Consider the following 26,995-nt stretch of genomic DNA (forward strand, 5'->3'; position numbering starts at 1 on the left):
CTCCGAGCCATTGGTTCGCTGTGCTTCGCCAGACGCAGGATCCGGGTGACTATGTCGCCGACGTGGAGCCGCCCACGGTCGCGCTGGAGCAGGAGCACCAGGGCTGGAGTCAGGCCCCCAACCCGCGAGCCCGCTCCTGCAACCATGCCGCGGACACGACCTCGGCGTTTCCGTCGAGAGCGGTGGCCGCGCGCCGCAGGGCGCCGGCCGCGGCCAGGGGAGAGGCGCTCACGGTGCGGGCTGCTTCGGCCAGGGCCTGGGCCGCTGCCGCCTGTGTGGCACCGGCGATCTCCAGAGCGGTCACAGCGCGTCCGGCGGTGGCTGCGCAATCGTCCATCCGGTCGTCGCACCAGTACGCCCAGGCGAGATTGAGCAGGCATACGCCCTCGGCCCTGGGGTTCTGCATCTGTGACGCCTCCCTGCGTGCCTCCTCCAGTGCGCTGATCGCGCGTGCCGGTTCGTCGAGGGCGAGGTGGGCGATGCCCTGGGCATTGAGGGCGTACGCGATCGCCTCCTGACTGCCCGCGGCGCGGTAGGCGAGGACCGTATCGGCGCCCGTGGAGATGGTCTCGCTCCAGCGCCCCAGGGTGAGAAGGGCGATTGTGCGCGCGTTGCCGGCGCGGGCGAGGGTGAGCGGGTCACGCGTCGTACCGGCGAGGGCGGCGAGCCGGTCGGCGACGTCCAAGGCCTGCTCGCCGTCGCGCAGGTAGCTGTGGGTGAGGCTGACCGAGAGCCAGGCGTGGACCTCGTTCTCGGTGTCGCCGAGGTCGTGAGCCAACTCGGCGGCGCGGGTGAGGGTTTCCACGGTGGCCGGAAGGTCGCCGCGCTGCCGGTGGGCATCGCCCAGACCGAAGAGCGCGTTCTGCAGCGCTGCCCGTTCTCCGAGGCGTTCGGCGAGCGCGGCCGCTGTGGTGAACAGCGTGACCGCCTGTTCCATGGGGCCCGCGCTCAACCGTGCGTGGCCGAACGCGACGGTGTGGGCGAGGCGTACGCGCTCGTCGGTGATGTGCGGCTCCACGGTGAGGTGCATGGACAGGGCCGTCAGTACCGACCCGTGCCAGACCAGCCAGTTGCTGATCCCGGTCAGGACCCGCGCCGCGGCGTCGTGGTCCCCGGCACGTACGAGATGGTCGAACTGCCGCCGGTGCGGTTCGAGGTCATCCGGGGTACGCCAGGTGCCGTCGGGCGTCGTCTGGTCCCCGTACCAGTCGGCGATGCGTCGTTCCATGGTCTGCCTCCCGAGCGGGCCGTCCCAGGGCATCTGATCGCGGGCGATGTCCGCGTCCAGCGGATGGAGAGCGAGGGTGCGGGTGGCCCGGTCCGCGGCGACCAGCCGGGCGCGCACGAGAGTGCCGAGCACGGCGGGCACGGGCAGGCGGGGGTCGATGACGTGCACGATCTCTTCGACCGCGTGCGGCTCCACGGGCCTGCGGAGCACCGCGAGGACGTCGAGGACGGTGCGCGCCTGCTCGTCCAACTGATCGTAGCGGTCCTGGGCGAGGGCGGCCACCACGTCCTTACGGCGGGTGAAGTCCTGCAGGACGTCGTGCAAGGAGGGCAGGGGCACCGCGTCGTCGGCGAGCGCGCCGACGAGGAGTTCGAGGGCGCGGGGAACACCGTGGACGTGGACGGCGGCGTCGAGCAGCTCGCGGTCGGACAGGTCGGATATGCCGAGACTGCCGTCCCGGTCCAGCTCACGCAGCAGCGTCGCGGCCTCCGGTGGACTGAGACCTTTGGAGAGGGTCACCTGAGCAGCGAAGCGCCGCAGTTCGGGTGCGAGGCGAACCGGGATCTGGCTGGTGACGAGCAGCCGTGGACCGCTGCCCGCGCGAAACAGCCAGTCGAGCAGGACCGCCAGGTCCGGGTCGGCGATGCCACCGTCGTCGAGGAGCAGATCCTCCACGTTGTCCATCAGGATGACGACGGGCCGCTCGCCGAGGGCCTGCAACAGCTCCGCCAGCCGGTGCTGGGTGGATCCGCCCGCGGACCAGACCCTCCGCAGGTGCTCCTCCCCGTCGGTGTCGAGCAGCCGTGCGCAGTCGAAGTAGAGCCGCTCCAGGGAGATCCCGGAGGTCCGGGTCGAGAGATTGACCAGTCCGACCGGGGCCCGCCCCTCGGCGCCCATGGGCCACTCCCCGCGGTGGAGGAGGTCCATGACCTTCGCCGCGAGGGCACTCTTGCCGATGCCACGGCGCCCGAGGATCGTCACCATGCGGATAGTGGGATCGCTCAAGTAGCCGACGACGGCGTCGCGTTCGGCGGTCCGGTTCTTGAACAGCTCGATGCCGTACGAGACGGGGACTCCCACGACCCGTGTGCCCGGGGCCTGTGCGGGGTCGGGGGCACCGGGGACGGCCAGAGGCAGGGGCCCGGTGCCGGGCGTGCCCAGCAGCCGGGTGAGGCGGGTCCGCTCGTCGGCGTCGACCTCGCGCAGTGCATGGTCGAGGCGGACCGCGGTGAGCCGGCCCGCGCCTTCCCACCGGTGGTGCTCGGCAACCACGCCGATGATGCGGTGTCCAGCCCAGACCGCTGCACCGGACATCCCCGACCACGGCGACGCGGCCGGGTCGGGATCGGACCCGGCCGGGGCCACGGTCAGTTCCAGCGTCCCCGTACGAAGGTTGGAGAGCGCCGCGACGGTCCCCACCGCATGGTGCAGTTCACGGAAGGGGACACCGTTGCGACTGCGCCGCTTGAACAACGGGAAGCCGGTCGTGTGCACATCGACGACGACGGCCTCGTCGTCGGTGATCCGCCCGAACCCCACCGGTGCCCACTGCTGTGCGGCGGGTGTCGCGACGGTCAGCACGGCGAGGTCGATGCCCGCGTTCGACCATGCCACGGTCGCCTGCGCCGACCACTGGGTGGGCCGGTCGGCATCGCAACGTACGGCCAAGTCGATCGCATCCGCCACGACGTGAGCCGCCGTCAGCACGGTGCCGTCGGCGATCAGGTACCCGGAACCCCGCCGCCGCCCGCCGCGGCCCTCCACGATGATCTCGGCTATGCGGTGTGGATCGAGTCCGGCCCCGGCGGGCCCGGGCTCAGAGCTCATCGGGCAGCTCATCGCCCGAGATCAGCGCGGAGCGCTCGGGGTCGGCGCCGTCCACCGGCTGGAGGGTCAGCGTGAGCCGTTGCAGGGACGTGTGCGCCGAACGTGCGGCGTGCTGGGCGTCGAGCACCCAGAACCGCACTTTCGCCCCGGTCTCACGGCTGCGCTCCACCCCCACGGTGAGCTCGAGTTCGACACGCTCCGCCCGGAACCGCAAATCGTCGCCGTCGCCGTCCGACATGGCCCGGCTCAGCTCGCCCCGCAACTGGGCGATCATGTCTGCCAGTTCCACCGCGTCGTCCACCACCGGCACCCCGATTCTTGCGTCAACCCGCCCTCCACATACGCATCGAGCATATCGGTGAAGGCAACTCGCCACGGCACGGCCTGATTTGTGTCAGTCCTCAGGATGGCTCAAAGGGCCCGTCGGTAGTCGGCCCAGGCGATGTGAGACTCCTTGAGGCATACGGGCGCGTTCTCGACCACATCACGCGTGGGTCATGCCTAGCCGGGCGCGGTCAGCCGGCGAACCGAGCCCACGGGTCGTCCGGGGCCTAGTGGCGCTCTCCGGTGAGGAAGTCGAACTCCCGCGGGTGCTCTTTTGTCGGTTCGCCGCAGACGGTGCAGACGAGACGCTGTTCGCCGCGATCATCTACGCTCTGGTGAGTGGATGTGCCTGGCGGGCATTGCCGCCGTGCTTCGGGATATCGAAGTCGACGGCACACCGACGGATCCTGATCTGGTCGCGGGCCGGCGTGTGGGGCCGGCTGCACGAGGAGATCCTGCACCGCCTGGCGACGCCGACCTCCTCGACCTGTCACGCGCCGTCCTCGACTCCGCCCACGTACGCGCTAAAGGGGCGAACTCACAGGTCCGAGCCCCATGGACCGGGGAGAACCGGGTTCCAAGATGCACGTCCTGTCGGACGCGCACGGACTGACCCTCATCGTCGGCATCTCGGCCGCCAACACACACGACAGCCTCGCGCTGAAGCCCATGGTCGGGGGGCACCAAACGATTCCCAATGTGGTTGTCAAGCCTGGCTGGTGACCTGCCGTGAGTGTTCAGCCCAGTGCGGTAGGGGGCGGGGGTGCGGTGATTTCGAATCTGCGGCGCTTCTGCGCGGGCGCCGGATCGGCGAGCACCGACAGAATCTGCTGGTACTCCGCCGCGAGGACCTGCGCCCCCATGCCCTCAATCCGCTCGGGCACCATGGAACCGGCCACGGCACCGGGCGCAGGGCCCGCCCCCGCGGAGCCGTCCCGGGACAGCACCTCCGCAACCGTGGCCCGGGCGTCGGCCAACCGCGACAACTCCGCCTGAGTCGCCCCGAGCGCGGCCTGCACCCGCTCGGCCTCCTCCCGCAGCCAGGCCACCTCCTCCCGGACGTTCCGCTCCCGGGTCTCCAGCAATCCGGGCACCGACGGCATAGCCACCTCCGCGAACGACACGAGCAGACGAACCACCCGAACCAACGTGCCAGAGAAGGAAGTTCACGCGCCATCAGCCAGAATCAAAAGATCACGTTCGGAAAGCGGATGGAGTCTCAGCGGGTGGTGCGGGTGGTGCGGGTGGTGCGGGTGGGGAACCGGCGGGCGGCCCAATGCCGCAGCTGGTCGAAGCGGGTGGGGTGGGTGTGCCGCCAGGCGGTGGGGAACACGCCGTGCGTCGTGGGGAGGGACTGGGCCGCGCCGCAGGTGCACGTCCAGTCGTACGGCTCGGGGGGCGTCACGGGTGGAACGGGAAGGCCAACGCCAACGACCGGGGAATACCCGCTCCTTGATCGCGATGTCGGCGAAGACCAAGGTCCAAGGCGGACCCAGCTGTCCTGGACGGTCCGATGCCCGCACTCATCGCTCCGGTGGGTGCCGGCATCCCGAGGGGTTGGGGGCGGATCCTGCACTCTTCCCTTTGGTTTCCATGTCCATGACACTGACATCCATCAGCACGCATCAACACTGCTGCGACAGGTCCGTGAAAGGACGACGATGGCTTCCGCGTTCCTCTCTTCTTCCGCTCCGCGCCCGTTCGACCGCCGTACGGCACTGCGCGGGACGCTGGCCGCCGGCATCGGCGTCGTACTGGGCCCCGTTCTGGTGACGGGTGCCGCGCAGGCCTACTCCTGGTCGCGAACCCTGAGCCAGGGGGCCACCGGTGCCGACGTGACCGAGCTGCAGATCAGAGTTGCTGGGTGGGCTGCGGACAGCGCGAGCCAGAGCCGTGTGGCCGTGGACGGCGACTTCGGCTCCGGCACCGCAGCGGCGGTGCGCCGCTTCCAGGCCGCCTACGGACTCGCCGCCGACGGCAGCGCCGGGCCCGCGACCCAGGTGCAGCTCAACGCACTTGAGCAGTCGGACAGTTCGACCGCGCATTTCGACTTCGGCGAGTTCACCGACCGGATCAGCGGCACCTTCTCGGGCGGCAAACTGAGCGCGGCCGACGTCAAGGAGAACGTCCGCCGTGCGATGTACAAGCTGGAGGCGCTGCGCAAGAAGCTCGGCAACGTTCCGATCACGGTCAATTCCGGTTTCCGCAGCATCGCGCACAACGCCGACGTCGGCGGGGCCAGCGACAGCATGCATCTCTACGGCACGGCAGCCGACCTCGCCGTCTCTGGGGTGTCCAACAAGACCGTCTACCAGAGAGCGGAGACCTGCGGTTTCTCGGGCCTGGAGACGTACACCGCGGACCACCAGCACGTCGACAGTCGGGCGGACCTAGGCCGGGCGTGGTGGTGGGAGAACGGCACCGTTTAGCCTTACTGTCGACCCCACCGGGAAATGATCTTGCTGGGGTCGACAGCCAAGCCGAGTCGGCCCTCCCCGCCACCTGGGGTCGCGTCCCGCCAACTGCGCGGCCCCATCTCGTATCGGGCCGGACCCGGCAGGAGTCCGACCGCCGGTAGGGCTGGTCGGGAGGCGTGGCGTGCTAGGGAAGGGTGTGGCCGGCTGCGCGGAAGAGGCGGTACCACTCTTCTCGGGTGAGTGGTAGGGCCGAGCCCGCCGCCGACTCGGTGACCCGGCCCGGGTTGGTGGTGCCGAGTACCACCTGCATGTTCGCTGGGTGACGAGTGATCCACGCGACCGCGATCCCGGTCGGCGTCACCTCGTACTTGGCGGCCAGCTCCTCCAGCACGGAGTTCAGTTCCGAGTAATTCTCGATGTCCCCGATGAAGACCCCGTCGAAGAACCCCTTCTGGAACGGCGACCACGCCTGCAAGATCATCCCGTGGAGCCGCGAATATTCGAGCAGTCCGTTGTCACGGCTGACCGACTGGTCGAGACCCGCCATGTTCGCGGCGATCCCCGAGGCGATCATCGGGCAGTGGGTGATGCTGAGCTGCACCTGGTTGGCCACCAGCGGCTGGCGAACCGCGGTCTTCAGCAGTTCGATCTGGCCCGGCGTGTGGTTGGAGACGCCGAAGTTCACGACCTTTCCCGCCGAGTGGAGCTCATCGAACGCCGCAGCCACCTCCTCCGGCTCGACGAGGGTGTCGGGCCGGTGCAGCAGCAGTGTGTCGAGGTAGTCGGTGCGCAGGGCTGCCAGCGACTCGTCGACGGTGCGCACGATGTGCTCTTTGGAGAAGTCGAAGAAGCCGGGCCGGATGCCGACCTTGCTCTGGATGACGATCGATTCGCGCTCCGTGGCGGTGAGCTTGACGGCCTGTCCGAAGCGCTCCTCGCATGCGTGGCGGGTGGGGCCGTAGATGTCGGCATGGTCGAACGCATTGATCCCGGCGTCCCGGGCACTGTCGTACAAGGTGCGGATGTCCTCGTCACCGAGTCCGGCGATGCGCATCAGCCCCAGGACGACGTTCGAAGCCCGAAGTTCGGTTTGGGGGAAGGAGATCGTTTTCACGGGGTCATCCTGTCCGAGCGTGCCGCCGAAATGCCAATCGGTGCGGCTCCGTCCATGAGCTTAGCTCTGTCGGGGATCTTGGATTTCCCGGTGCGCCAGCGTGATCACCGGGCATGCTCGGGGCTGTTCCGAAGGCCGATGCAGTTGTCGAGGTGTTCGTTGTCGCTCCGTCCGCTTTCCGGTGAGCAAGTCCCGTCTCTGACCGCGCAGATCGCGCGGGTGAGCGTGACCGACCACGCGTCCTGTGACTGGCGGGCGGCGCGCACCGTGGCCAGCCGTTCGACGGCCGGTCGTCGACCGCTTCTGCAATGGCCTGCAGGTGCCGGGGTCCGAGGTGCCGCTCGCCGACCAACTCAGCACGCTCCTCACCCTTCAGGAGACGGGGTCGTACCAGTCGTGGATGCTGAGGGACCGCTGTCTCTTTCTGTGCCAGAGCAAGGTTGGGGAAGCGGTCGGGCCAGATGCTCCAGAGCCGGGCGTGTGGCAGCAGCGTTGAGGATGGTCCTGCTCGCCTACGGCCGCGAAGCCCCCACGGTCACCGAGCTGCTCAAGCTCGGGGTCAAGCACGAGGCCCTGAGGGAGAAGGGCTGGCTCCACTGTCTCCACGGGTCGCCCAGTGGATGCAGAGCAGGAACGCGCCCTCGTCGGAGGCGAAGTCGTCGCCCAGGTAGCGGCGTACCTGGCCTCGTGCGTTAGTCAGCCGGTTCGCGATCGCTGTCACGGTGGACCGGATGCGAGGGTCGATGGCGCGGTCGAGCGCGACTCAGCACATGAGCTTGGAGTGAGGAAGTGGCGGCTGGGGCCCCGTACTTCCCAGATGCCCTGGTCAGGTTCGTTCCAGCGGCGGGCGGCGGTTTCGGCCTCCTGGAGGAGGAAGGTGCGGACGGGCTGTTCGAACCATCTGTCGCGTGGGTGGGTCCGGTGGGCGGCGTCGAGGAGCTCGCCGTAGACGTCGAGCTGGCGTTGGCGCCACGCGTCGTTGCCGGTGCGGACCGGGGTGCTGCCGCGCCAGCCTGAGAGGTGGGTGAGGGTGCGTTCGCTGAGGTCCCTTTCACTGCCGATACCGAACATGATCAGGAGGTCGACGCCGCGGTCGAGCTGGGTCGCCGCGGCCTGGGCGAGGAATCCGAAGTAGGCGGCCTTCTCCTTCTCGCAGGCTGAAGTGGACAGTGCCTGGAGGGTGAAGCTGGCATCACGGACCCAGGTGTAGCGGTAGTCCCAGTTGCGGTCGGCTCCGATGCACTCGGGCAGGGATGTGGTGGCCGCTGCGACGATGGCCCCGGTGGGGGTGAAGGTCAGTGCCTGCAGGACACGTCCGCTGTGGCTGACCTCCTTCTGCCACGGGCCGCGGTAGCCCTGGTGGATCTGTGTCCACGAGCGCCATCCATTCATGGTGTCTTTCAGCCGGCGACGGATGCGCCTGCCTGGCCAGGGTTCCGGTGCTGCCTCGCCTCCTATGACAGTGGAGGACAGGGCGAAGTCGAGCCGCTGGCCGGCTTGTCGCTCGGTCCCGTCGTGTGCGGTCGAGCCATCGATGCGCAGGGGCAGCGGTGCGGACAGGGTGAGGCGTTGACTGCCGCCGTTCGCGCTGAGCCCGCCCCGCACGGCGGACATCGCCGGGCGGATGAGGCCGTACTCGGGCCGCGGCGCCAAGGTGGTCTCCACGGCCATCGAGCCGCTGGTGCAGGTGATCTGACGCAATACGACACCGGGTGAGGACTTTCCCAGTGCGTGGCCGCGTTCGCGGCGCCCCATCACCAGGGGGTCGAGGAGCACGGCCGTGCCGGAGGGGGTCCGGAAGGTGGTCTCCAGCACCAGCGTTCCCCGATCAGCGGCGGACCGCCTCACTCGGTGCGCTGGGGCGGATCGACCAGTGCCCGGCCTGCTCGTCGAGCAGGCGGCCGAAGACGGCAGGACTGTCGAATCAGGGAAGGCAGAGCCAGTCGAGTGAGCCGTCGGTGGAGACCAGGCCCGCCGAACGGCAGTCCGACAGCAGGGCGTAGTCGCCGATCGGTCGTGTACTCACAGCCGCCCCATCCGCCTGCCCCGCCGGGTGGGGGCCGAAGTCCCCCGTACGGCCGCGGGCATCTCGCCGCCCCTTACGGCGATGGCTCTGGGTCCGGCCCGCTCTTGTCCGGCTTACGCAGATTTATGCGCGGGCGGGGCGCGGGCGGGGGTTGCTTGCGAGAGCGGGACCGCCGCATGCGGATCAGCAGGGCCACGGCGGAAAGGGCGAAGAAGACGGCGGTGATGAGCAGCCAGCGGCCGAGGAACACGTCGGCGGAGAGCGTGGTGTACAGGGTGAAGCGGTGGCTGACCCGCCCCAGGATCAGCGGAAAGTACGTGAGGAGCAGGACGCCGGAGAGGAAGACCGGAACTCGGATGTAGTTGATCCACCCCTGGCTCGGGTGGGTGGTTGCGGCTCCGCCGGAGTCGACAGGTTCACGACGCTCGCCGAGGACGGTCTGGGCGGCACGATCGGTCACCGTGTACAGGGGGAGCAGCACGAGGTCGTGCAGGAGCGCGGCGCCGACGAACCAGATGACGATCCTCCAGGGCTCGCCGTCGCTCAGCAGCCGGACGCCGGCGTAGCCGGTCAGGGCGAACGAGCAGAGCACCAGCAGCAGATGCAGCGGCGAGGCCCCGTAGACTGTGCGGAAGCGGTTCACGCGTTCTCCCCGAAGGTCAGCTGTGTGACCCACTTGGTGTTGTGGACACCTGGGTTGGCCGGGACGATGATCCGCGCGGGGTAGCCGTGGTCCGGAGACAGATCGGCCCCGTTGACCCGCAGCGCCAGCAACGAGCGCGGGTCCCTGACCTGGTTGTCACGCAACGTCGTCGAACGGAATGACCCCGCCCGCTGGGCGGACTGGACGAACACGCCCGGCGCTTCTCCCGTGAATCCGACAAGGGCCGCCAGGTCCGCGAGGCGTACTCCGCCCCACTCCTGGTCCTCGGTGGACCACCCCTCCACACAGGCGATCGGTAGCGCGGCCCGGTGCTGCGGCAGCGCCAGAACCTGGTCCCGGGTCAAGATCCTCTTCCGGCCTGGTCCCCGGACGATGAGACGCCAGGCCGGCCCCACATCGCGCGCCCTGATGCCCACCCCGGCAGCGGTCTTGTTGATCTGGAATCCGTTGGGGCCCGGCCCGGGATCCTGCCCGCGCGGCGCGAGCAGTGCGGTGGGCCGCAGCCATCCCCCGATGCTCTGTCCCGCTGTCACGCCGAGCAGGACGAGGGAGCCTGCCCCCACCATGCCCAGCGCGCCTCGGCGCGAGATGGTCGGGGCGGCAGGGCGCGGGGTGACCAAGTCCGTGAGACTGGCCATGTCCTTCTGCGCGGCTCTGGCCGGGCTGCGCAGTTCGTCGCGAAGATCGCCGCTGCGCAGCATCCGGACCATGAGTGGGATGCGGAAGCAGATGTGGACGACGAAGGCACCGATGAAGATCCAGGCACCGTAGAAGTGCAGGGGGTAGAACGAGCCCGGGAAGATGTAGTCCAACTGGATGTTGAGCACGCCGGTCGCGAACTCGAAGAGCACGCCTCCCACGAGCAGCAGCACCGAGATTCGTTCGAGTGCATGACTGGCCGACTTGATGGGGGGCCATGAGAACAGCTTGGGAATCACCGACCACAGCTTCGCCAGCAGCACCGGGATCAGGACGATGCCGAGCGTGACGTGGACGCCCTGGGTGACCCGGTACAGCCAATAGGGGTGTGTGGGCCAGGAGAACAGATAGAAGCCGAGCCAGCCCCGGTCCGGGGTCTTGTCGTTGGCCCCGAGATCCGGGTTGTAGGCGGCGTACGAGAGCAGCCCCGTCACAAACATCACGACGATGCCTACCAGCAGTACCGCCCCGAGCACCGACGTCAGCCAGGGCCCGCGCAGCGGACTGCGCCAAAATCCCCGGCGGGTCGGACCTACAGGCGGCCCATCGCGCAGAAAGTCCGAAAGCGCCGGATTACGCTCTGGCGGCCGCTTCACCCGAGGACCGCTTTGGCCGGAAGCCGGCTGGGAGCCGACCGGGCGAGTGTCTTGTGATCGCGCCGGACGGGCTGTGCCGGGTTGGTCCGAGGCGTCGAGCGGTTCGGCCCTACGGTGCGGTTCGGATGCTCCGTCGTCACGGGGTTCCCCCTCGCCGGCCTGCCTGGCGTCCATGACGCCTCCCTCGAATCGTCTCTTTAGGAATATAACGACGCGAATGGGCAGATAACGTTCATCCTTCGAGAGCGCGGAAGTATTTGGGTGAGTCCCCGTCCGGCACGTTCTTCTGGTCTTGCGGCCGCTTTGTGAGCCGGAATCCATGATCATGATGTGCCCCGGCGGCCTCACCGTGCCGCACAGCAGCCGGCACCGCTCGCGACGACGCAGACCGCTCAGTGCCCAGCGCTGGACCTCTTGTGGTTCTCCTGGCCGATGGCCGAGCGGATCTGTCGTGCCGCCAGCCGGTCCGTTGATCAGGGAGCGGTTGAGGGGTGCGCAGCGGGAGTGGCCTTCCAAGGCTGGCGCAACGACGACTGTCCCCCGGCCGCGCAGGGCGAGCAGTTACGAAGCGACGGGCGTGCTCGATTGGGCTCCGGGCGCCGTCCCAGACACGCATCGCGCGGGTTAATTTGTCCATCAGTTCCTATGAACCGGCGGAGGCGGCGAAGGCAGAGACAGTCTGTAGCCAGAGCACTGCTTTATGGATCTTGTCATGCCGGGCATGAAGCTGCCGGTCCGCGGCGTGAGCACTCAGCTACTCGGGGAGTTGCTGGACCGTATTAGGAATCGATGGAAATGATGCCGAGTGGTTTGGTGGTGGGCTGCAGAGATCCACCAGCCGGCTCGACAGTGATACCGAGGGCGACCGCCTTACCCAAAGGACCGGCAAGCAAGCAGGCGTGCGGAGCGGTCTTCGGCGGGAGGCAGCAGGCCCGCTGGCCGCAGGTCGTCCGACTTCTCCGCGTACCACAATTCGTAGTCTTTGCCCTTGGGCGGTGCAGGGAGGCTGTCGGCGATGAACGCTGCCTCGTTCTGCGACTCGGACACGACTACGCCCACTGCGGATCCGTCGGAAAGCCGCCCGGTGCGCACGGTCTGCCCGCGTGGGGTCGGGCGGGAACCCAACATGTGGCTGCGGCCCGGCCGGGACGGGTACCGCCCGAGGCAACGGTGATCGGGGCGGACGACAGCTGCATGCGGCGGTGGCCTGTGCACACCATCCTCGCAGGACTGCTTGCACCCTTCTGTGCCACTGACCGGTGCGGCCCAGGCCGCCTCCCCGCAGCACACGACCGTGCCGTCCAGAATCTGCCGTCCGACCAGGACAGGGCCGGCACCACGACGGCCACTCGGGACATGACCACTACGGCGGCGGGGACCGGCCTTGGCCACGGTGTGATCCTCTTGCCGGCCAACCGGGTGCATCTGGATGCGGCCGGGGAGCGCGAAGCCCTGGCACCGTTCGCTGGGGTGCCAGGACTCCATTGAGCGCAGAGCATCACGCGATGCTCAGCGGGGGAGGGAGGGCTGCTTTCACATGCCCATGTCGTCGCCGTAACCCATGTCGGCATCGTGGTTGATGGAGCCGTGCCGGCCCATGTGGCCACGGTGGTTCATGGAGCCGTGCTGGCCCATGCGGCGTTCGTCCCAGGAGCGGGCTACCCGGCTGCCGAAGCCGTTGGAACAGCTGTTGCCGAAGGCCGGGTTGAGCAGGCCGATGGCGTTGATGGTGTTGCCGCAGGCGTTTACAGGGATGTGCACCGGGACCTGGACGACGTCGCCGGACAGGACGCCCGGCGAGCCCCACGCGACGCCCTGAGCGCTGGCGTCCGCGGACGCGGCACCCGCGCCGGCCAGCATCGCGCCGCCGACCGCTGCCACAACCGCCGCACTCTTCAGCAGGATCTAGCGCGGAACCCTGGGCGTTCACGCCCGGGAGGAAGCGCTTCTCTGGACTGCACTGACAGTGAGGTTCCCACGGGTCCGCACGGTGGACCTCAGCCTGGACGTTTCTAGTTGTCGACGTACTCCTTGATGATCGATAGCGGTGCCCTCGCCTGTGATGACGAGGACAAGGAACTGCTCGCTCCTGCCGATGAGGCGGTTCTTGGTGACCACAACCCCCGTGTTGGCCAGGATGCCGGCCTCGTTGACCGTGCGCAGCGTCACCGACAGCGCGCCAGCCTGCTCGGAAGAAGCGCAACCGGCGTGAACAGCGCCACGCGAAACGTCCCGAGTGCGGGGCAAAGGGTCGTACTCCAGCTGCGGGTCCGCCGGTTCGCCTGTCGGACCGCAGAGTGCCCGCGCCGCACGTTCGTCGAACAGATACCCGGCCTGACCCGAAGGCACGGCCAGCGGACCGAGCGGCTCCGCTCGACCCTGGAGGCGATCGGTCTCGCCCTGGCGGGCCGACCTGGCGGCGCGTACGACCGGAGCGCAAGGGGAAACGCGCTGGCGTACTCGTCGACGCCGACCACCCTCGGAGCGGGAGGCGACCGGCAGGGCCGAGCAGAACACGGGATTGACACGCTCGAGGATCCCCCGTCCCACGTCCGGATTCTCCCGCCGCGTCGGAGCCGGCGGGTGCGTCGGGCGGGTCGGATACGTCGATCGCCCGAGACCCGCAGCACGTCTTCGGCAGGGGTGCGCCGCTCAGGTCTGCGCGGTCGGCCGGACGACGATCTCGTTGACGTCCACGTCGGCGGGCTGCTCGATCGCGAATGCGATGGCCCGGGCGATCGCCGAGGGCGGGATCGCGACCCGGTCCCGCATCCCGGCGATCTCGGCGCGGACCCGCTCGTTCGTCGACGCCTCGGGGAAGTCCGTGTCGATCACCCCGGGCGAGACGGTGCTCACCCGTACCGTGGGACCCGCCTCCTGGCGCAGGCCCTCGCAGATGGCCCGCACCGCGATCTTCGTTCCTGCGTAGACGGCCATCGCCGGTGCGACGCGGAACGCGGCCGTGGACGCCGTCGTGACGAAGTGGCCGCCGCCCTGGGCCCGGAAGACGGGCAGTGCGGCGCCGATGCCGTGCAGGACGCCCTTGATGTTGACGTCGACCATGTGGTCCCACTCGGCGGTGCGCAAATCGTCCAGGGGCGAAATGGTGCCCACCCCGGCATTGCTGATGAGCACGTCGAGCCGGCCGAACCGCTCGCCCGCGAGCCCGACCAGGGCGCGTACGTCGTCGAGGCGGGTCACGTCCGTACGGATCTGCACGGCCTCGCCGCCGGCCTTCTCGATGCGTGCGACCAGTTCCTCCAGCCGCTCCGAGCGGCGCGCTCCGAGGACGAGGCGCGCTCCGCGCTCGGCGAGCAGCAGTGCGGTCGCCTCGCCGATGCCGCTGCTCGCCCCCGTGATGGCCACGACCTTGCCCGTGATGCCTGACATCGCCTTCTCCTCACTTCTCGCCGGTTCTCCTCCGGCTTCTCTGTCAGTGTGGTCCGGCTTTAGCCTGGTATCCAGAGCCCATTTATTCTGGAACCAGAGGTGGTAGGACCATGTCCGAGACGGCGGAGCGACGGCGTGAACTCGGTGCGTTCCTGCGCAGCCGCCGGGCGCGGATCACGCCGGTCGAGGCGGGACTGCCGTCGACCGGCCGGCGCCGGACCCCGGGGCTGCGGCGGGAGGAGCTGGCCCTGCTCGCAGGGATGAGCGCCACTTGGTACACGTACCTGGAACAGGGCCGCGAGATCCGCGCCTCCGACCAGGTCCTGGACGCGCTCGCCACGGCCCTGCGGCTCGCACCGCACGAGCGCGCCCACCTGTTCCAGCTCGCCGGGCGCGCGCCGGCGGCCGACATCCCCGACGTGGAGCCGCTCGCCCCGGAGGTCGCAGCCGTCCCGCTGCTGCTCCAGCCGCATCCCGCGTACGTCATCGACGGCACGTACGACGTGCTCAGCCACAACGGAGCGACGGAAGAGGTGTTCCCGCGCCTGGTCACCGAGGACGGCAGGCGGCCCAACTTCGTGCGCTGGGTCTTTCTGGAGCCCCTGGCGCGGGAGGTGCTGGTCGACTGGGAGCCCGAGGCGCGGGGCCTGCTCGCCCGGGTGCGCACGCTGGCCGGCGGGCATCCGGGCGATCCCCGCTACGCGCGACTCGTCGACGAACTCCACGAGGGCAGCCCCGAAGTACGGGACTGGTGGCCCCGGTTCGAGGTCGAGGCGCGCCGGGGCGGGCGCAAGCGGCTGCGGAGTCCGGGGCGCGGCGTGGTCACGTACGACTACACCGCGTTCCACGTGGCCGGACAGCCGGAGCGGACGCTGGTGATCTACGCGGAGACGGGCGGGTCGGGGGAGTAGGGCCACGCGGTCGCCGGGAGCAGGGCCCCGGTCGGATGGTTGCCGGCGACATGTATATATTTTCAGTATGCATCTATCCTCGGGGGCGCCCGACGCCGTCGAGGCCCAGCGCATCGAAGGCGTCGCCCGCGGCCTGTTGCGGGGGCTCGGGCACCTGACTCAAGCCCTCTTCCGGGCAGGGGAGTTCGGGATCACGCGCAGCCAGGCAGCCCTGCTCGACGCGCTCGAACCGGGGCCGCGCCGGGTCACCGAGCTCGCTGCCGCGACAGGCATGGTGCAGCCTCGGGTCACAGTGATGCTGCAGAAGCTCGAAGAGGCCGGACTCGTCGAGCGGCAGCGCTGCGCCGCCGACCGGCGCGCGGTGGAGACGACCCTGACGCCCGCCGGGCGCGATCTGCTCGAGGGCGGGCGCCGACGCATGGCCGCCGTGCTGCTCGCCGCTCTCGACGGCGGCGTCGAGGACTCAGAGCGTGCGGTAGGTGCCGCGCGGGACGCCATCGCCGTACTTGCGAACGCCATGGAATCGGAGACCAGTTGACCACCCCGGACACTCTGCCGGACACCTCCACCGCATTCGAGACCGCCGCCGCGGATCTCGCGCCCCACCGGGTCGCCGGACCGCGCAGATGGTGGGACTGGGTGCTCGCGGCCGACCCCGGACTCGGTCAACTCCAGGCGGGCTGGCGGTCGTTGGTCGCCATGGTCACCTCCCTCGCCGTCGGCTACGGGATGGCCCAGGCCCTGTCGATCCCGGTCATGATCGGCATGATGGTCGCCGGGATGATGGGCCTGATGAGCGCCTTCGCGGTCGCCGAGAACAGCTGGGACCGGCTCGCCCGGGCCATTTTGTGGATGCCGTTCCCCTACACAGCCGTGCTGTGGCTCTGCGCGACCCTGAACGGCGAGCACGTGCCGCAGATGGTGCTGATGATCGCGGCGCTCGCGCTGACGTTCTTCCTCGCCAGGTTCGGGCCGATGGCCCTGCTCACCGGCATGATGCTGTTCAACGGCCTGATGGTCGGCATGCTCGCGGGCATCCCGGCGGCACTCGTCGGCAAGGCGTTCGCCGTCGCCCTGGTCTCCGCCGCAGCCGTTCTCGTGACCCGGCTGCTGCTCTGCTACCCGATGCCCCGCGAGGACTTTCTGCGCACGCAGCGCGCCTTCGTCGTGGAGGCCCGGCGGGTGGCCGACGCCGCCGTCGACGCGCTCGACCCCGACGCCGACCGAAAGCGCGCGGTGCGCCGCACGAACCGCGCCCTGCGCCGCCTCAACATCACCACCGTCACCATCGACGGGCGCCTCGCCCAGCCCGAGGTCGCCGCCGACCCGGCCGCCGCCGAACTGCTGCACCGGCACCTGTTCGACGCCGAACTCGCCCTGCGCGGCATCGGCCAGGCCGCCGCCGACCTGACCCGGCTGCCCGTCCCCGAGCCGCTGCGCGAGGCCCTCGCCGTCGGCCTCGTGCTGGCCCGCGACACCCCCCTCGGCCAGGCGGAGGGACTCCGTCCGGCCGAGGCCCACATCCAGGAGCGCGCCGAGACGATCCTGCGCGACGCGACCGCCCCGGCCGACTACGTCGAGGCCGCCGTCCTCGCCCGCCGCGTCGGGCACCTCCTCGACTCGCTCGCCGCGTCCCTGGGCAGCTGGCTCACCCTCGGCCACACCACGGCGACCGGCCCGGGCGACGTCCCGTTCCAGCCGACCGTCGTCCTGGAGAACAACCGGCTGCCCGGCTCGGCCGGCCCCGCGCGGCGCGTCCTCGCCGCGGGCTCGGAGTCCGGCTGGCGCCGCGTGATCCCGTTCGTCCGCATCCCCGTGCACGCCGCCGTGGCCGCCGCCATCGTCTGCCCGATCGCCGACGCCATCGACCCGGGCCGCTTCTACTGGGGCCTGGTCGGCGTCATGATCACACTGTTCGGCACCAACACCACGCATGAACGCCTGCGCAAGTTCGGGCACCGCATGGTGGGCACGGCCGTCGGCGCGGTCCTCGGCCTCGTCATCCTGCACCTCATCGGTCGCGACCACGTGTACGCGACGCTCGCCGTCATCATCGCTGGACTCACCCTCGGCGCCTGGGGCATGCAACGCGCCTACGCCTGCTGGGTGGTCGGCCTGGTCGTCGCCCTCGTCCAGCTCTACGCCCTGTCCACGCCCGACAACGGCATGAACCATCTGCTGGGGGAGCGGATCATCGACAACGGCCTCGGCATCTTCGTCGCCACCGCCTGCGCCGCGCTGATCTTCCCGCTGTCCCGTCGCACCGTCGTCAAGGAGGCCGAACGCGGCTACGTCGACGCGCTCGCCCAGGTCGTCATGCAGGTCGAACAGCGCTGGTCCAGCCCGGACGAGCCCGTGCGGCTGCGTGGCGCGGCCCGCGCCGTGGACGCCGCGCTGAGCCAGGTGCAGAGCGTCGTACGGCCGCTGGTGCGGATGCCGGTCGGCGTCCGCGGGCCCGCCGCCGACCACCGGGTCGCGCTCCTCGCCACGGCGACGGGGCACGCCCGCGCGCTGGCCGTGGCCGCCGACATCGACGTCGACCTGTCGCCGCGCCTGGCGGAACGGACCCGCCTGGTCACCGCCACCCTGACCGCGTCCCTCAGGGAACTCGACCAGTTCTTCGCGAGCGGCGAGGCGGAGGGCACCGGCGCCTGGCGGCGGGTGAGCCCGCTCATCCGCGAGCTGGAGGCAGAGCTCGCCCCGGCCCCGCAGGGACCGCGCGCCCGCAGCCTGGGGACCGCACTGCGCGAACTCGACGCCCTCGACGAGACCCTCGCCGCCTACGCCGAACAGGCCGGCCTCCCGGTCGCCGCAGAGGGTCGCACCGCGCAGACACCCGCCTCGCCCATGCAGCGGCGCACCCGCGCCCTGATGGCGGCCTGGAACGAACCGCAGCAGCGCCGCGCCACCGCGCCCACCGGGACGGCCCGCGTCGAAGGCCGCGTGCACTGCGCCGCACACCCCGAAGGCTGCCCCGCCTGGGTGACGGTGATCAGCGCCCGCGGCAAGCGGCTCGCCAAGTCACAGGTGACAGCGGGCAGTTACGCCGTGGAAGCCCTCCCGCCGGGCACGCACACGCTGGTGATCTCCGCCTCCCGGCACACACCGCGCGCCGAACTGGTCAGCGTGGACGGGCCGTCGGGGACGGTGCGGCACGACGTCGAGCTGCGTTCCTAGAACGCGGCAGGAGCTGCAGGGCCTGCCGCGCCCTGCGGCTCCTGTCCCACAGTGAGGGGCGCGCTGTAGCCCTGCTCGCCGCCGTCGCGGGCGACGATCTCGATCGTGTAGCCCGCGCCCTCGGGCACGTCCGGCAGGACGTTGGCCGTCTCGCCCGACGGGGCGTCGGTGAGCTTCGCGGCGAGCTGGACCACGCGGGCCGCCTCGCCCCGGACGAGCCACATGTCCACCTCCCGCCCGGTGCTGTTGTCCCAGCCCACGAACAGGCTGCCGCCTGCCAGGTGCACGGAGTTCGCAGCTGGAGTGGTCACGGTGACGGCCGCGTCGGGCTCGGCCGCGGCGACGGGGCCGAGGGCGAACAGCAGCGCCTTCACGTGGCTGTCCTTACTTACGTGGTGCGACTTCGTGTCGCACACTGAGCGCTTCAGTTGGCTGCTGAGCGTTCCAGTTGGCCGGCCTGGTGCTCAAAGCTGGCGTTGCTGTGTCGGTTCCGCCGCCACGGCACAAGCTGGACAATGCCCCACGCGACCTCGACGGTGAAGAACAGCCACAGTATCCGCGAGGCACCCTGGGCCAGTGCGTACGCCATCCACGCTGAGAACAGGATGCGCGCGATGCCGTCGAACAGTCCATGCACCGGCAGCGGCCGGACGATGCGCAGGGTGGCCCAGACGACCACGACCGAACCCATCAGATTCGCGTACAGGGTCTGCCACGGGTCGAGTTCGGGCAGGACGCCCCACCCGAGTGCGTCGCCCAATGAGGACAGCACGTCGTGCACCAGCGCGTACGTCCACGGTGTCACGAACCCCGCGGTGACCGCGAGGTCGTACCATGCGCTCGCGCGTACGACATGAAGATAGGCGGGACGTGCGGGGGCGGAGAGACGGATCATGATGAGGCTCCGGCTGGTCTGGTGTCAGTGACGCCTCACGCTAAACAGTGGAGTACGGTCCAAGGTCAAGTTCATCATCCGAAGGGGGTGGCGCTGGGGTATGCGCATCGGAGAGCTGGCCGCGCAGACGGGGATGACCAGGGACACGATTCGGTTCTACGAGAAGGTCGGCCTCATCGCAGGTCGGCGCCTGGCCAACGGCTATCGCGACTTCCCACCCGAGGCAGTGGCCTGGCTGCACTATGTCCGCACGGCACAGACACTCGGATTCTCTCTGGCGGAGATCGCGCGGACCGGCGAGGAACTGCGTGGGGCGCCGGACGCCGCGGAAGCGCTGTCCACGCTGTTCGAGGAAAAGATCCAGCTCGTCGACGCAAGCATGGCCGAACTCGCCACCCTGCGCGCCGAACTTACCGAGCGCGTCGGCACCGGATGCCCGTTGCGGGTAGCTGGCCCACCCGGATGAGGACGGAGTCGGGAGCGTAACGGGCCCGACCGCTGACCAAGGCAGTCGACGAGGCAGTCGCCCACCGACCCGAGGCTGACATCGCGCTCAGGCCGGCCAAGTCAATCACCCGGGACTGGAAAGTCCCGGGCTTGCGCAATGGGCGCCACTGGCTGTGGTGCTGCGTTTGCGTCCTGTCCCGCGCCCGGTGTTCGGGGGTGGGTCTGGGGCGGTTGACTGCGCCCCGCGTCGCCACAACTCTTCCGCACGGTGGCGGATGTTGCGGGAGCCGTTGCGGTCTGCGTGATCAACGAATCCGCAGGACCGGCATACGAAGCGGGCCTGACTGGCCCGGTTCGCTTTGTCGATGTGCCCGCATTCGGCGCAGGTGCGGGAGGTGTACGCCGGATTGACGTGTACCACCGGTACCCCGGCCTTGCGGGCCTTGTACGTAATGAAATCTCCGAGCTGGGCAAAGGCCCAGGAGGAGTGGGTGGCCCGTTGGGGCTTGCGAAGCCGTACCCGTGCGCGGATGCCGGTGAGGTCTTCCAGGGCGATTCCGCGACCGGTGCGTTCTGCCTCGGCCACCACATGTTTCGCGATCTTGTGGTTGATGTCCTTAACCCGCCGCGCCTCCTTGCGGCGCCGCTTCTTCAGGCGTCGTTTGGCGGAGGGGGTGTTCTTGCGCTGGAGTTTCTGACGCAGGGTGCGTTCGCGCAGGCGTCCGCGGTTCAGTCGGTGTCCGGCCATGATCTGACCGTCCGAGGTGGTCGCGATGTTCACGATTCCCAGATCGATCCCGAGGAACTCCACCAGGTTGGTGTTGAGTTCGGCCTCGGGGACCTCGCAGGTGGCGGTCAGGAACCACATGCCGTCGCGGTACAGCAGGTCTGACTCGCCCTTGCGGTACAGGGCCAGGCGGGCCAAATGTTCGGGGGCGGCGGTGAACGCCACTTGCTTCATGCGGCCCGACAGGGTCCAGATGGACACCGTGCTCTGCGTGTACTGCCAGGACAGCATCCGGTCGTCATACGGCTGCGCGCCCTCCCGCCGAAAGGCGATCGGTTTCTCGACGGCCCGCCGGTAGCGCTTGGAGGAGGGCTTGCCTAGGTTTCCTGCCTTTAGGTTCGCCTTGAGGGTGCGGTAGGCGTCGCAGGTCTTCTTGATGACGTGCTGGGCCGCTTGAGCGCCGAGCCCCCACCGGTCCTTGACCGCCGTGTAGGTGTGCTCGCGCAGGGGGAAGTTGCGCTTGATGTCCTTCTCGAACGCCACCTGGGACACCCAGGTGGCGGCCTGATTGCAGGCGTGCAGGGTTTCCTCAAGTGCCGCCGCCTGCACGGGCGTCGGCAGCAGTTTCACCTGCACGGTCAACTTCACGACCGTGACGCTACCTGCCGCCTGACGTACCGGCATTCGAACAGTGCACATTTTTCGCCGGGCGCTGCGGCCCGGTTTCTTGCGTGCGCTCCGCGCCCGTTGCCGCGGCGATGCTGCGCATCGCCACCACAGGATGCGATTCCTCCCGGGGGTGAACCCCCGGGGTTCCCCGCAAGAGCACGCTGAAGCGCCGGTCCAGCAGCCTCGGTGGCCGGGCAGGCGGTCGATACTGCTGGCCGGTACAGCGGGTGCGGGCACGGGATGGACGGGCACGCACCGCGCTGGTCTATGAGCTGGGCCACGGGCAGCTGCCTGCCAGCTTGGCCCATTCCCGGTCCACCTGTCCGGGCACGACACGCCCCTGGGCGCTCCAGCGGGCGGCCGGCGCCGCGAAGTCGGCTCACCAGGCGCAGGTTGAGCCTCCTGGAGCCGGGCTATGTCCGGGCGGCGCGTACGAGCCGGTCGTACTCCAGGTCGGGGCGGCTCATGGCCTCGATGGAAAGGTCGATGCCGTCCAGCTGATTTCTGAGAGCGACGTACACCGCTGCGTGCGCTGCCATCTGCTCGGGACTGGTGCCTTGGGGCGACCAGGAGATCAGGACGATAACCGCTCTGCGACTGCCGTCCCGGTCGGCGAAGTGCAGTTCATAGACCACGAGGCGTGGATCGGAGGGCAGGGCTTTGAGGAGTTCGTCGTGGGTCAGGTTCCCCTCGAAGTCCAGGATGAGGGTGTCCAGGTTGTCGTTGAGCCGATAGAGCACGGTGGTGATGTGCCGGCTGGTTTTGAGCTCGTTGAAGGCGTCGATGCAGCGGTCTTCCACTGAGATGGCACTGGTCACGACGACACCTTCCGCTCATGGGCTGGACGTTCGGAGAGCTCAACGAACCTTTGACCGGGAGGTTGTGGACGGGCCCGCACGGCAGTACCTGATTCCAGGGCCGGGGGGCAGCGCTGTCCAATCAGCGAGGCTGGCCACCCCTCGGCGTCGGCCTCGGGCGGGCGCGGACGACCATGCGTGGTATCCCGCCTGCTTCCGGATCCTCTGCTTGGTGTTCGCGCAGGTTGATCAGCGCCCATCTCCCGTTTGGCCGATGGACTCTGGGCTGCACTGCGTTGTCGGAATCTTGGCCGGCGGTTGCTGGAGCGGGACCAGCCCCAACCGCACCAGCAGCAGCACCAACTACTGGACCGGTCCTTGATCTCCCGCCAGGTAGCCAGCAACAAGATCGAGGAGCCGCTGCGCCGGTTCTACGCCGCTACGCCTCCCGCGGATCTGCCCGCCGACGTGTGCTGAGGTGAGCCGCGCGGGTCGGATGGGCTCCAGGGAAAGTACTGAGCTGGGTCGCAGTGATCGGATCACGCCCGTGGGGTCTGCCGGCTGCAGTCGTTTCCAGACCGGTGCATCTGAGCGGTGAAGCCGACCTCGCCCCTGGACCCGGACTCCGCCGCCCGCCCTGCTGCGCCACCACGCTCACGGTGAAGGCCCGCCGGGCGGCGCCCGCCGGGCCCGTGCGGCCGGGCCGTCGGTCCGGTGGTGTCCTGGCCTGGGTGCCACCGTCGTGGAGCGGGCAGCCAAAAGATCTGGGCGTGGTGCCGGTGCAGGGTGCTGGCAGGCTGCCCCATTCCTCGAGCACCTGGTGTGCGGGGTGGTGGCCGGGCAGGCTAGTTTGCTCGGATGAGTCTCCTTGATGATGTGGCCGAGCGTGACGGCTGGCGGTGCTGGGTGTGTGACGAACCGGTCGACCCCGACGAGTCGGTGAACGACCCGCGGGGGCCCAGCGTTGACAGCCGGACCGCCGACCGGAAGACCAAGGTCGCCGAGCGGCTCGCGCACCGTGGGTGCAACACCCGCAAGGGCGCGGTCAAGGTGGTCATCGCCTGGCCGGACCGCCCGTACGTGGCCGAACCCGCGCCGCTGATCACCGTTGCCGCGCGGCTGGAGCGCAAGGGAGGCCGCGAGGTGGTGGGCCGTTGTCCGACCAGGCAGGACGCCCAAGAAGCGGCCAATTGGCTGGTGGACCGGTTCTCCCGACTGGTACCGGGGCTGCCGGTGACCGCCGACATCGAGGCGGGCGGCGGGCAGTTCCTCGTCATCCTGGCCACCGGCCGCCGCTGACCGGGATCATCAGCGCACACTCGCGTCGAGCTGAACCGTCGGCACGCACCCGAACTCGACTCTCCGCGGGGAGAGGCGGTGTCGGCACTGATCTCCGCGACGAGGTCGGGGCGGACCAGGGTTGTGTCGAGGACGTCGCGAGTGCCCCATGCCGAGGCGAACTTCGCGCCGGTCCATGGATGGCCGGGGCTGGCGGCGGTGTGCTCGGCGAGCTGGCGGGCCGCGTCGGGGAACAGGGGTACGGCGCGGCCGACGGTACGGAGGCGGCCAGCCCTTCACCTCGTCGTACTGCTCCACTGGGAGGTGTGAAAACGACCCCGTAGAGGGCCTTTCTGGCAGCCTCGGCGACTGCCTTCACCCGCTCTTGTTGGTGGCGATCGCGTCGTGGACAGGCGGGCCGTACGGGGGAACGGGGTTGCTCTGGGGTTCGTCTTCGCTACGGGCCATGTCGGTCACCTCAGGCGCGTGGGGCCGCAGCACTTGGGACAGAGCAGGGGGTCGCACGGGCAGACGAGGTCCGGCCCGCAGGTCTGGGGGCAGCGCTCCTTGTCGGCGGTAGCGGGCAGCCACACCGTCTCGTGGATCTCGCGGCGGATCCGGGCGAGTTCGCCACCGTGCAGAATCTCGCCGAGCGATTGGCTGGGGACGTCTCCGACCGGCCAGTCCCGCGCCATGACGCACGTGAAGACCTTTCCGTCCGGAGCGACGGCGAGCTTTCCGCTCCAGCAGTATCCGCACAGGCCGGACAGACTCGATTCCTGCCCGAGGAGTTCCTTCGCGCGACCGAACTCCCGCACCTCGGACGACCGGGTGGATCCGCTGACGCCGAGGTCGGTCAGGAATTTCACGGTGCGTTCCGCGGACTCCGCGTCCTGGTTCACGTCGATGACGGCGGCCCTGGTGCGGACCCCACGCTGGACGAGGCGACGCAGGTTCTCGATGGTGCGCCGGTGACTGCCCCGTACGGTGGTGACGGCATCGTGTGCGGCCGGTTCGTCGGCGTAGACCGAGGTGGCGAAATGCACTCCGTTCTCGGACGAAAACGTGATGGTGTCCTCGTCGAGCATCGTGAGGTTGCTGAACACTTCGACGAACTCGAATCCGAGTTCCACGCTGCGGCGCAGCAGACGCCGGAATTCCGGGTTGAGCTGGGGTTCGCCGCCGATGAGCTGCACCTTGCGGCAGCCGAGGTCGTAGGCCTGGGCCATGACCGCCTCGTAGTCGTCGGCGGTCAGGATGTCGCGGTCGCCACTGTGCGGATGTGACTCCGTGTAGCAATGGACACACTTGAGATTGCAGCGGTTCGTCAGTTCGAGCCAGAGGAATTCCAGGACTCCGTCGACATCATCGGGTGTTCTGGTTTCCGTGAGGTGAGTGGTCTCGCTGGCGTGCACGTGATTCCTTCCGGCCTTCAAGAAGTGGGCAGGTCAGTCATGTGAATGCGACCTGAGGTCTTCCGCGATGGGAATCAAGAGCAGGTTCCCGTCCCAGTTCACCGGTGTCATCGTCATGCTGATCGCGTAGGCCGGACCGTCCTCGGAGTCGTATTCCCATGCTTGTCCGCACGTGAACCACACCTCCCCGCCGGGCAGTGTCCGCGACCGAACGGCGAACTGCGCGGGTCCTGAGATGAGGGGGAGAGCACCCCCTTTTGCGCCTGGAGCCACAGCCGTCCTCCTCCTGTGCGTCGGATTGCCATTGGCAAGTGCACAGGAAAATCGCACCGTTTCCCTGCCGCGAAACGTGAATGACATCCGAACGGAGCAGGGGGTGCCGGTGATCGTTGCCGCAGCGATCCGACAATCCGACCGTCGGCCCGGCGCGGACCCCGAAATTGCTCGACAGCAAGAACGTTCGTACTGGTCAGCCCGCCGCGGGAGGGGCCGAGACCGTGGTCGGCCGGCTCGACAGCGGTGCCGCCTGGCGGCCCCTACTGCAAATCAGTTTCCTTACAAATGCGCTCGGTACACGGGAATTAGGACGTTGACGCGTCGGCGTGCGAGGGCGAGTACGGCTTGCTTGTGCCCTTTGCCTTCTTCCTGTTCTGGTCGTAGTACGCCTTCGAGACCGGGCAGAAGAAGCAAGCTGACATGAGCGGAGAGGTAGAGGCTGCGGGGGTATCAGCGGGGCATTGCGCAGGTTCCTGCTGACATTCCCGGACTCCCAAGGGGCCGGGGCAAGGCCGGCGAACTCGGCCAGGCGCGTGGGCGGTTGCGCGCCTGAGTGCGCAGCACAATGAGGCGACGTCCGAACACGGGGAGGCAACGCGGATGTGTGGGTGGCTCCTACCGCCCGCGCGGTACCGCGTGTCGGCCCTCGCCGGAACACCATGGCGCAGCACTGCCCCGCACGGCACCCGCTCTTATGGTTTCCAGGTGAGTATGAACAGGCTCAGGTGCCGCGCTTGCGCAGCCCCGCGGCCGCCAGTACCCCCGTCGGCACCGACACCAACACAGCCCATCCCAGGCGTCGTGTCTGGAAAGAGGCGCACGTCGTCTCCGCCCCCTTCTCCATCGACCCGTAATTGGGGGTCCATTCGGTGCCGAGGACGGAGTGGCACTTGGAGAGGGGGTAGCCCGAGCTGATGTCGGGTGCGCTGGTCAGCAGCCAAAGGGTCTCACTGAACCCGGCGCACGCGAGAAACCATATGAATGTTCTGGTCATGCCGTGACCCTAGACGCTCGATCTTGAGTTGCGCCCGTCACATGCTTAGGCCGTTTCTTTTGGACCGTCCCCCTTGGTGTCCGCGAACCAGTCGCGGCCCTGGGCCCATTTGGTCGCCCAACCCGTGAAACCGGGGACGCCGGGCATCAGAGCGTTGGCCGACTGGGTACCGAAGGGCATCGCGCCCTCGCCGGCGATCTGCCAGACGTGACCACGCTGCGGGCCGGTGACGATCAGGTGCCAGTACATGCCGCAGCCATCGGTGCCCAGCAGCAGTGAGCCGTGGTCGAACACGGGGTCCGTCCGGGCCTCGAACTCCTGCTGGGGCAGCGCTTCCTCGTCTCCCTCCGCCTCCCACAGCCATGCCTCCGTGAGCGGAAAAGGCTTGGCAAGCAGGCGTTCGGGGCGATCCGAGCCCCAGTCCGGAGGCGTTTGCGCGAGGGGCAGCAGACCGTAGTAGGGCGGTCCGGCGCGCAGTCCGTCGCAGATCTCCGCCACGAACGTGCGGTACGGCTCCGGAAGCACGATGCCGTGCTCCGCCTCGAAGGACCGCACCGCCTCCCAGCCTGCGGGCGGCGCCGCCTCGGGACGGGACGCGAAGATCTCGCGGAGGGCGGCCAGCTCGACCGGGTCGCATCTTTCTGTGTTCATGCCAGCCATCATGCAAGATCCGAAAGACGCCCTGGTGCTACAGGACCGTGATCGCACGGCGGCGGCACCGGGGCCGGTAGTGCTGTGAGGCTGGCGGCAAGCGCCGGCTGGCGGCCAGCCGTGTGCTGGTCAGCAGTGCTGCCCGAACCGGCGCCGGTCTGCCTGCGTGCCTGAGTGGTCGGGTCAGTCGAAGAGGGCGTCCTGGACGGGGTGTTGCGGCCGGGGGAGCGGGGCCCGCGGTGGTGGTGGCGGGCAAGGTTCGGCAGGTGTGGTGTCCAGGGCATCACCTGCACCCCGGTACGCGGCCTCCTGGTCGACTTCCTCACCCAACGCGCGGTGGACGTCGACTACACCACGCTGGAGGACCTGGCCCGCTCGCTGGCCGGACTGTTCTGGCGTGACCTGGAGAAACACCACCCGGGCAACGACTCGTTGCGGCTGGACGCCGACACCGTCACCGCCTGGCGGAAGCG

At 69.1% G+C, this 26,995-nt stretch carries 23 protein-coding genes and 3 pseudogenes; 8 read left to right on the forward strand and 18 right to left on the reverse strand.

Going from position 1 to position 26,995, the window contains the following annotated elements; genetic code table 11:
• Window positions 1-109: 109 nt before the first annotated feature.
• Both OG758_RS47460 and OG758_RS47465 read right to left on the reverse strand, forming a co-directional pair.
• Entirely contained in the window at window positions 110-3,055 is a 2,946-nt protein-coding gene (locus OG758_RS47460; protein WP_326715581.1) for a trypsin-like peptidase domain-containing protein, read from the reverse strand.
• Complete coding sequence (locus OG758_RS47465; protein WP_326715582.1) at window positions 3,045-3,356, reverse strand: trypco2 family protein; 312 nt, start codon at window positions 3,354-3,356, stop codon at window positions 3,045-3,047. The genes OG758_RS47460 and OG758_RS47465 overlap by 11 nt, the downstream gene beginning before the upstream one ends.
• A gap of 313 nt (window positions 3,357-3,669) precedes the next feature.
• Between OG758_RS47465 and OG758_RS47470 the strand changes: the two are divergent.
• Window positions 3,670-4,069, forward strand: a pseudogene (locus tag OG758_RS47470) (transposase); the annotation flags it as partial.
• Between the two features lie 47 nt (window positions 4,070-4,116).
• Here the strand turns inward: OG758_RS47470 and OG758_RS47475 are convergent.
• Together OG758_RS47475 and OG758_RS47480 are read right to left on the reverse strand one after the other, a co-directional pair.
• Window positions 4,117-4,518, reverse strand: coding sequence for a hypothetical protein (locus OG758_RS47475; protein ID WP_326715583.1), 402 nt, complete (start codon window positions 4,516-4,518; stop codon window positions 4,117-4,119).
• Between the two features lie 80 nt (window positions 4,519-4,598).
• Complete coding sequence (locus tag OG758_RS47480) at window positions 4,599-4,784, reverse strand: hypothetical protein (RefSeq protein ID WP_326708128.1); 186 nt, start codon at window positions 4,782-4,784, stop codon at window positions 4,599-4,601.
• A 256-nt stretch (window positions 4,785-5,040) separates the two neighbouring features.
• Between OG758_RS47480 and OG758_RS47485 the strand changes: the two genes are divergently transcribed.
• On the forward strand, window positions 5,041-5,808 hold the full coding sequence (locus tag OG758_RS47485; RefSeq protein WP_326715584.1) for a D-Ala-D-Ala carboxypeptidase family metallohydrolase: 768 nt from the start codon (window positions 5,041-5,043) through the stop codon (window positions 5,806-5,808).
• Window positions 5,809-5,980: 172 nt separating this feature from the next.
• Here the strand turns inward: OG758_RS47485 and OG758_RS47490 are convergent, their stop codons facing one another.
• The 6 genes and pseudogenes from OG758_RS47490 to OG758_RS47510 form a co-directional block, all read right to left on the reverse strand.
• The gene (locus OG758_RS47490; protein WP_326715585.1) at window positions 5,981-6,910 is read right to left on the reverse strand and encodes an aldo/keto reductase; all 930 of its coding nucleotides are present in this window, start codon (window positions 6,908-6,910) and stop codon (window positions 5,981-5,983) included.
• 717 nt (window positions 6,911-7,627) lie between these two features.
• The gene (locus OG758_RS47495) at window positions 7,628-8,725 is read right to left on the reverse strand and encodes a glycoside hydrolase family 15 protein (RefSeq protein WP_326715586.1); all 1,098 of its coding nucleotides are present in this window, start codon (window positions 8,723-8,725) and stop codon (window positions 7,628-7,630) included.
• Window positions 8,726-9,009: 284 nt separating this feature from the next.
• Window positions 9,010-9,579, reverse strand: coding sequence for a hypothetical protein (locus OG758_RS47500; protein WP_326715587.1), 570 nt, complete (start codon window positions 9,577-9,579; stop codon window positions 9,010-9,012).
• Window positions 9,576-10,853, reverse strand: a complete 1,278-nt coding sequence (locus OG758_RS47505) for a molybdopterin-dependent oxidoreductase (RefSeq protein WP_326716276.1) — start codon at window positions 10,851-10,853, stop codon at window positions 9,576-9,578. Before OG758_RS47505 ends, OG758_RS47500 begins: the two co-directional genes overlap by 4 nt.
• 912 nt (window positions 10,854-11,765) lie before the next feature.
• Entirely contained in the window at window positions 11,766-12,380 is a 615-nt protein-coding gene (locus tag OG758_RS49295) for an anti-sigma factor domain-containing protein (protein WP_442810401.1), read from the reverse strand.
• Window positions 12,381-12,572: 192 nt separating this feature from the next.
• Window positions 12,573-12,755: pseudogene (locus OG758_RS47510) on the reverse strand (chaplin); the annotation flags it as partial.
• Between the two features lie 366 nt (window positions 12,756-13,121).
• Here OG758_RS47510 and OG758_RS49300 point away from each other — a divergent pair.
• Window positions 13,122-13,313, forward strand: a pseudogene (locus tag OG758_RS49300) (ISL3 family transposase); the annotation flags it as partial.
• Window positions 13,314-13,547: 234 nt separating this feature from the next.
• Here OG758_RS49300 and OG758_RS47515 read toward each other — a convergent pair.
• Window positions 13,548-14,285 carry an SDR family oxidoreductase gene (locus OG758_RS47515; protein WP_326715588.1) on the reverse strand — a complete coding sequence of 246 codons (738 nt, stop codon included), beginning with the start codon at window positions 14,283-14,285 and terminating at the stop codon, window positions 13,548-13,550.
• 110 nt (window positions 14,286-14,395) lie between these two features.
• Here OG758_RS47515 and OG758_RS47520 point away from each other — a divergent pair, with 110 nt between their 5' ends.
• From OG758_RS47520 to OG758_RS47530, 3 genes are all read left to right on the forward strand, one after another.
• Window positions 14,396-15,196 carry a helix-turn-helix transcriptional regulator gene (locus OG758_RS47520; protein WP_326715589.1) on the forward strand — a complete coding sequence of 267 codons (801 nt, stop codon included), beginning with the start codon at window positions 14,396-14,398 and terminating at the stop codon, window positions 15,194-15,196.
• Window positions 15,197-15,263: 67 nt separating this feature from the next.
• Window positions 15,264-15,734: a MarR family winged helix-turn-helix transcriptional regulator gene (locus tag OG758_RS47525; RefSeq protein ID WP_326715590.1), complete on the forward strand. Its 471-nt coding sequence runs from the start codon at window positions 15,264-15,266 to the stop codon at window positions 15,732-15,734.
• Window positions 15,731-18,373, forward strand: a complete 2,643-nt coding sequence (locus OG758_RS47530) for an FUSC family protein (RefSeq protein WP_326715591.1) — start codon at window positions 15,731-15,733, stop codon at window positions 18,371-18,373. The genes OG758_RS47525 and OG758_RS47530 overlap by 4 nt, the downstream gene beginning before the upstream one ends.
• Here the strand turns inward: OG758_RS47530 and OG758_RS47535 are convergent.
• Both OG758_RS47535 and OG758_RS47540 read right to left on the reverse strand, forming a co-directional pair.
• Complete coding sequence (locus OG758_RS47535; RefSeq protein ID WP_326715592.1) at window positions 18,370-18,747, reverse strand: Ser-Thr-rich GPI-anchored membrane family protein; 378 nt, start codon at window positions 18,745-18,747, stop codon at window positions 18,370-18,372. The two genes, OG758_RS47530 and OG758_RS47535, sit on opposite strands and share 4 nt — an antisense overlap.
• A 50-nt stretch (window positions 18,748-18,797) precedes the next feature.
• Window positions 18,798-19,268 (reverse strand): hypothetical protein, encoded by a 471-nt coding sequence (locus OG758_RS47540; protein WP_326715593.1) that lies wholly within the window; start codon window positions 19,266-19,268, stop codon window positions 18,798-18,800.
• Between the two features lie 100 nt (window positions 19,269-19,368).
• Here OG758_RS47540 and OG758_RS47545 point away from each other — a divergent pair, with 100 nt between their 5' ends.
• Window positions 19,369-19,734: a MerR family transcriptional regulator gene (locus tag OG758_RS47545; protein WP_326715594.1), complete on the forward strand. Its 366-nt coding sequence runs from the start codon at window positions 19,369-19,371 to the stop codon at window positions 19,732-19,734.
• 105 nt (window positions 19,735-19,839) lie between these two features.
• Here the strand turns inward: OG758_RS47545 and OG758_RS47550 are convergent, their stop codons facing one another.
• Together OG758_RS47550 and OG758_RS47555 are read right to left on the reverse strand one after the other, a co-directional pair.
• Window positions 19,840-21,090, reverse strand: a complete 1,251-nt coding sequence (locus tag OG758_RS47550) for an RNA-guided endonuclease InsQ/TnpB family protein (protein WP_326715595.1) — start codon at window positions 21,088-21,090, stop codon at window positions 19,840-19,842.
• Window positions 21,091-21,524: 434 nt separating this feature from the next.
• A complete protein-coding gene (locus OG758_RS47555) occupies window positions 21,525-21,929 on the reverse strand; it encodes a hypothetical protein (protein ID WP_326715596.1) in 405 nt (134 codons plus the stop codon).
• Between the two features lie 837 nt (window positions 21,930-22,766).
• Here OG758_RS47555 and OG758_RS47560 point away from each other — a divergent pair.
• Window positions 22,767-23,207 carry a hypothetical protein gene (locus OG758_RS47560; protein WP_326715597.1) on the forward strand — a complete coding sequence of 147 codons (441 nt, stop codon included), beginning with the start codon at window positions 22,767-22,769 and terminating at the stop codon, window positions 23,205-23,207.
• Between the two features lie 452 nt (window positions 23,208-23,659).
• On the opposite strand, the gene OG758_RS47565 is transcribed toward OG758_RS47560, so the two are convergent.
• The 3 genes from OG758_RS47565 to OG758_RS47575 all read right to left on the reverse strand — a co-directional run bounded on the left by OG758_RS47565 (window position 23,660) and on the right by OG758_RS47575 (window position 26,534).
• Window positions 23,660-24,601 carry a radical SAM/SPASM domain-containing protein gene (locus OG758_RS47565; RefSeq protein ID WP_326715598.1) on the reverse strand — a complete coding sequence of 314 codons (942 nt, stop codon included), beginning with the start codon at window positions 24,599-24,601 and terminating at the stop codon, window positions 23,660-23,662.
• A 997-nt stretch (window positions 24,602-25,598) separates the two neighbouring features.
• Window positions 25,599-25,871 carry a hypothetical protein gene (locus tag OG758_RS47570; protein WP_326715599.1) on the reverse strand — a complete coding sequence of 91 codons (273 nt, stop codon included), beginning with the start codon at window positions 25,869-25,871 and terminating at the stop codon, window positions 25,599-25,601.
• Window positions 25,872-25,916: 45 nt separating this feature from the next.
• Window positions 25,917-26,534: an SMI1/KNR4 family protein gene (locus tag OG758_RS47575; protein ID WP_326715600.1), complete on the reverse strand. Its 618-nt coding sequence runs from the start codon at window positions 26,532-26,534 to the stop codon at window positions 25,917-25,919.
• Between the last annotated feature and the right edge of the window lie 461 nt (window positions 26,535-26,995).

It is taken from the genome of Streptomyces sp. NBC_01474, assembly GCF_035918215.1.
In the GTDB taxonomy this organism is placed as follows: domain Bacteria; phylum Actinomycetota; class Actinomycetes; order Streptomycetales; family Streptomycetaceae; genus Streptomyces; species Streptomyces aureus.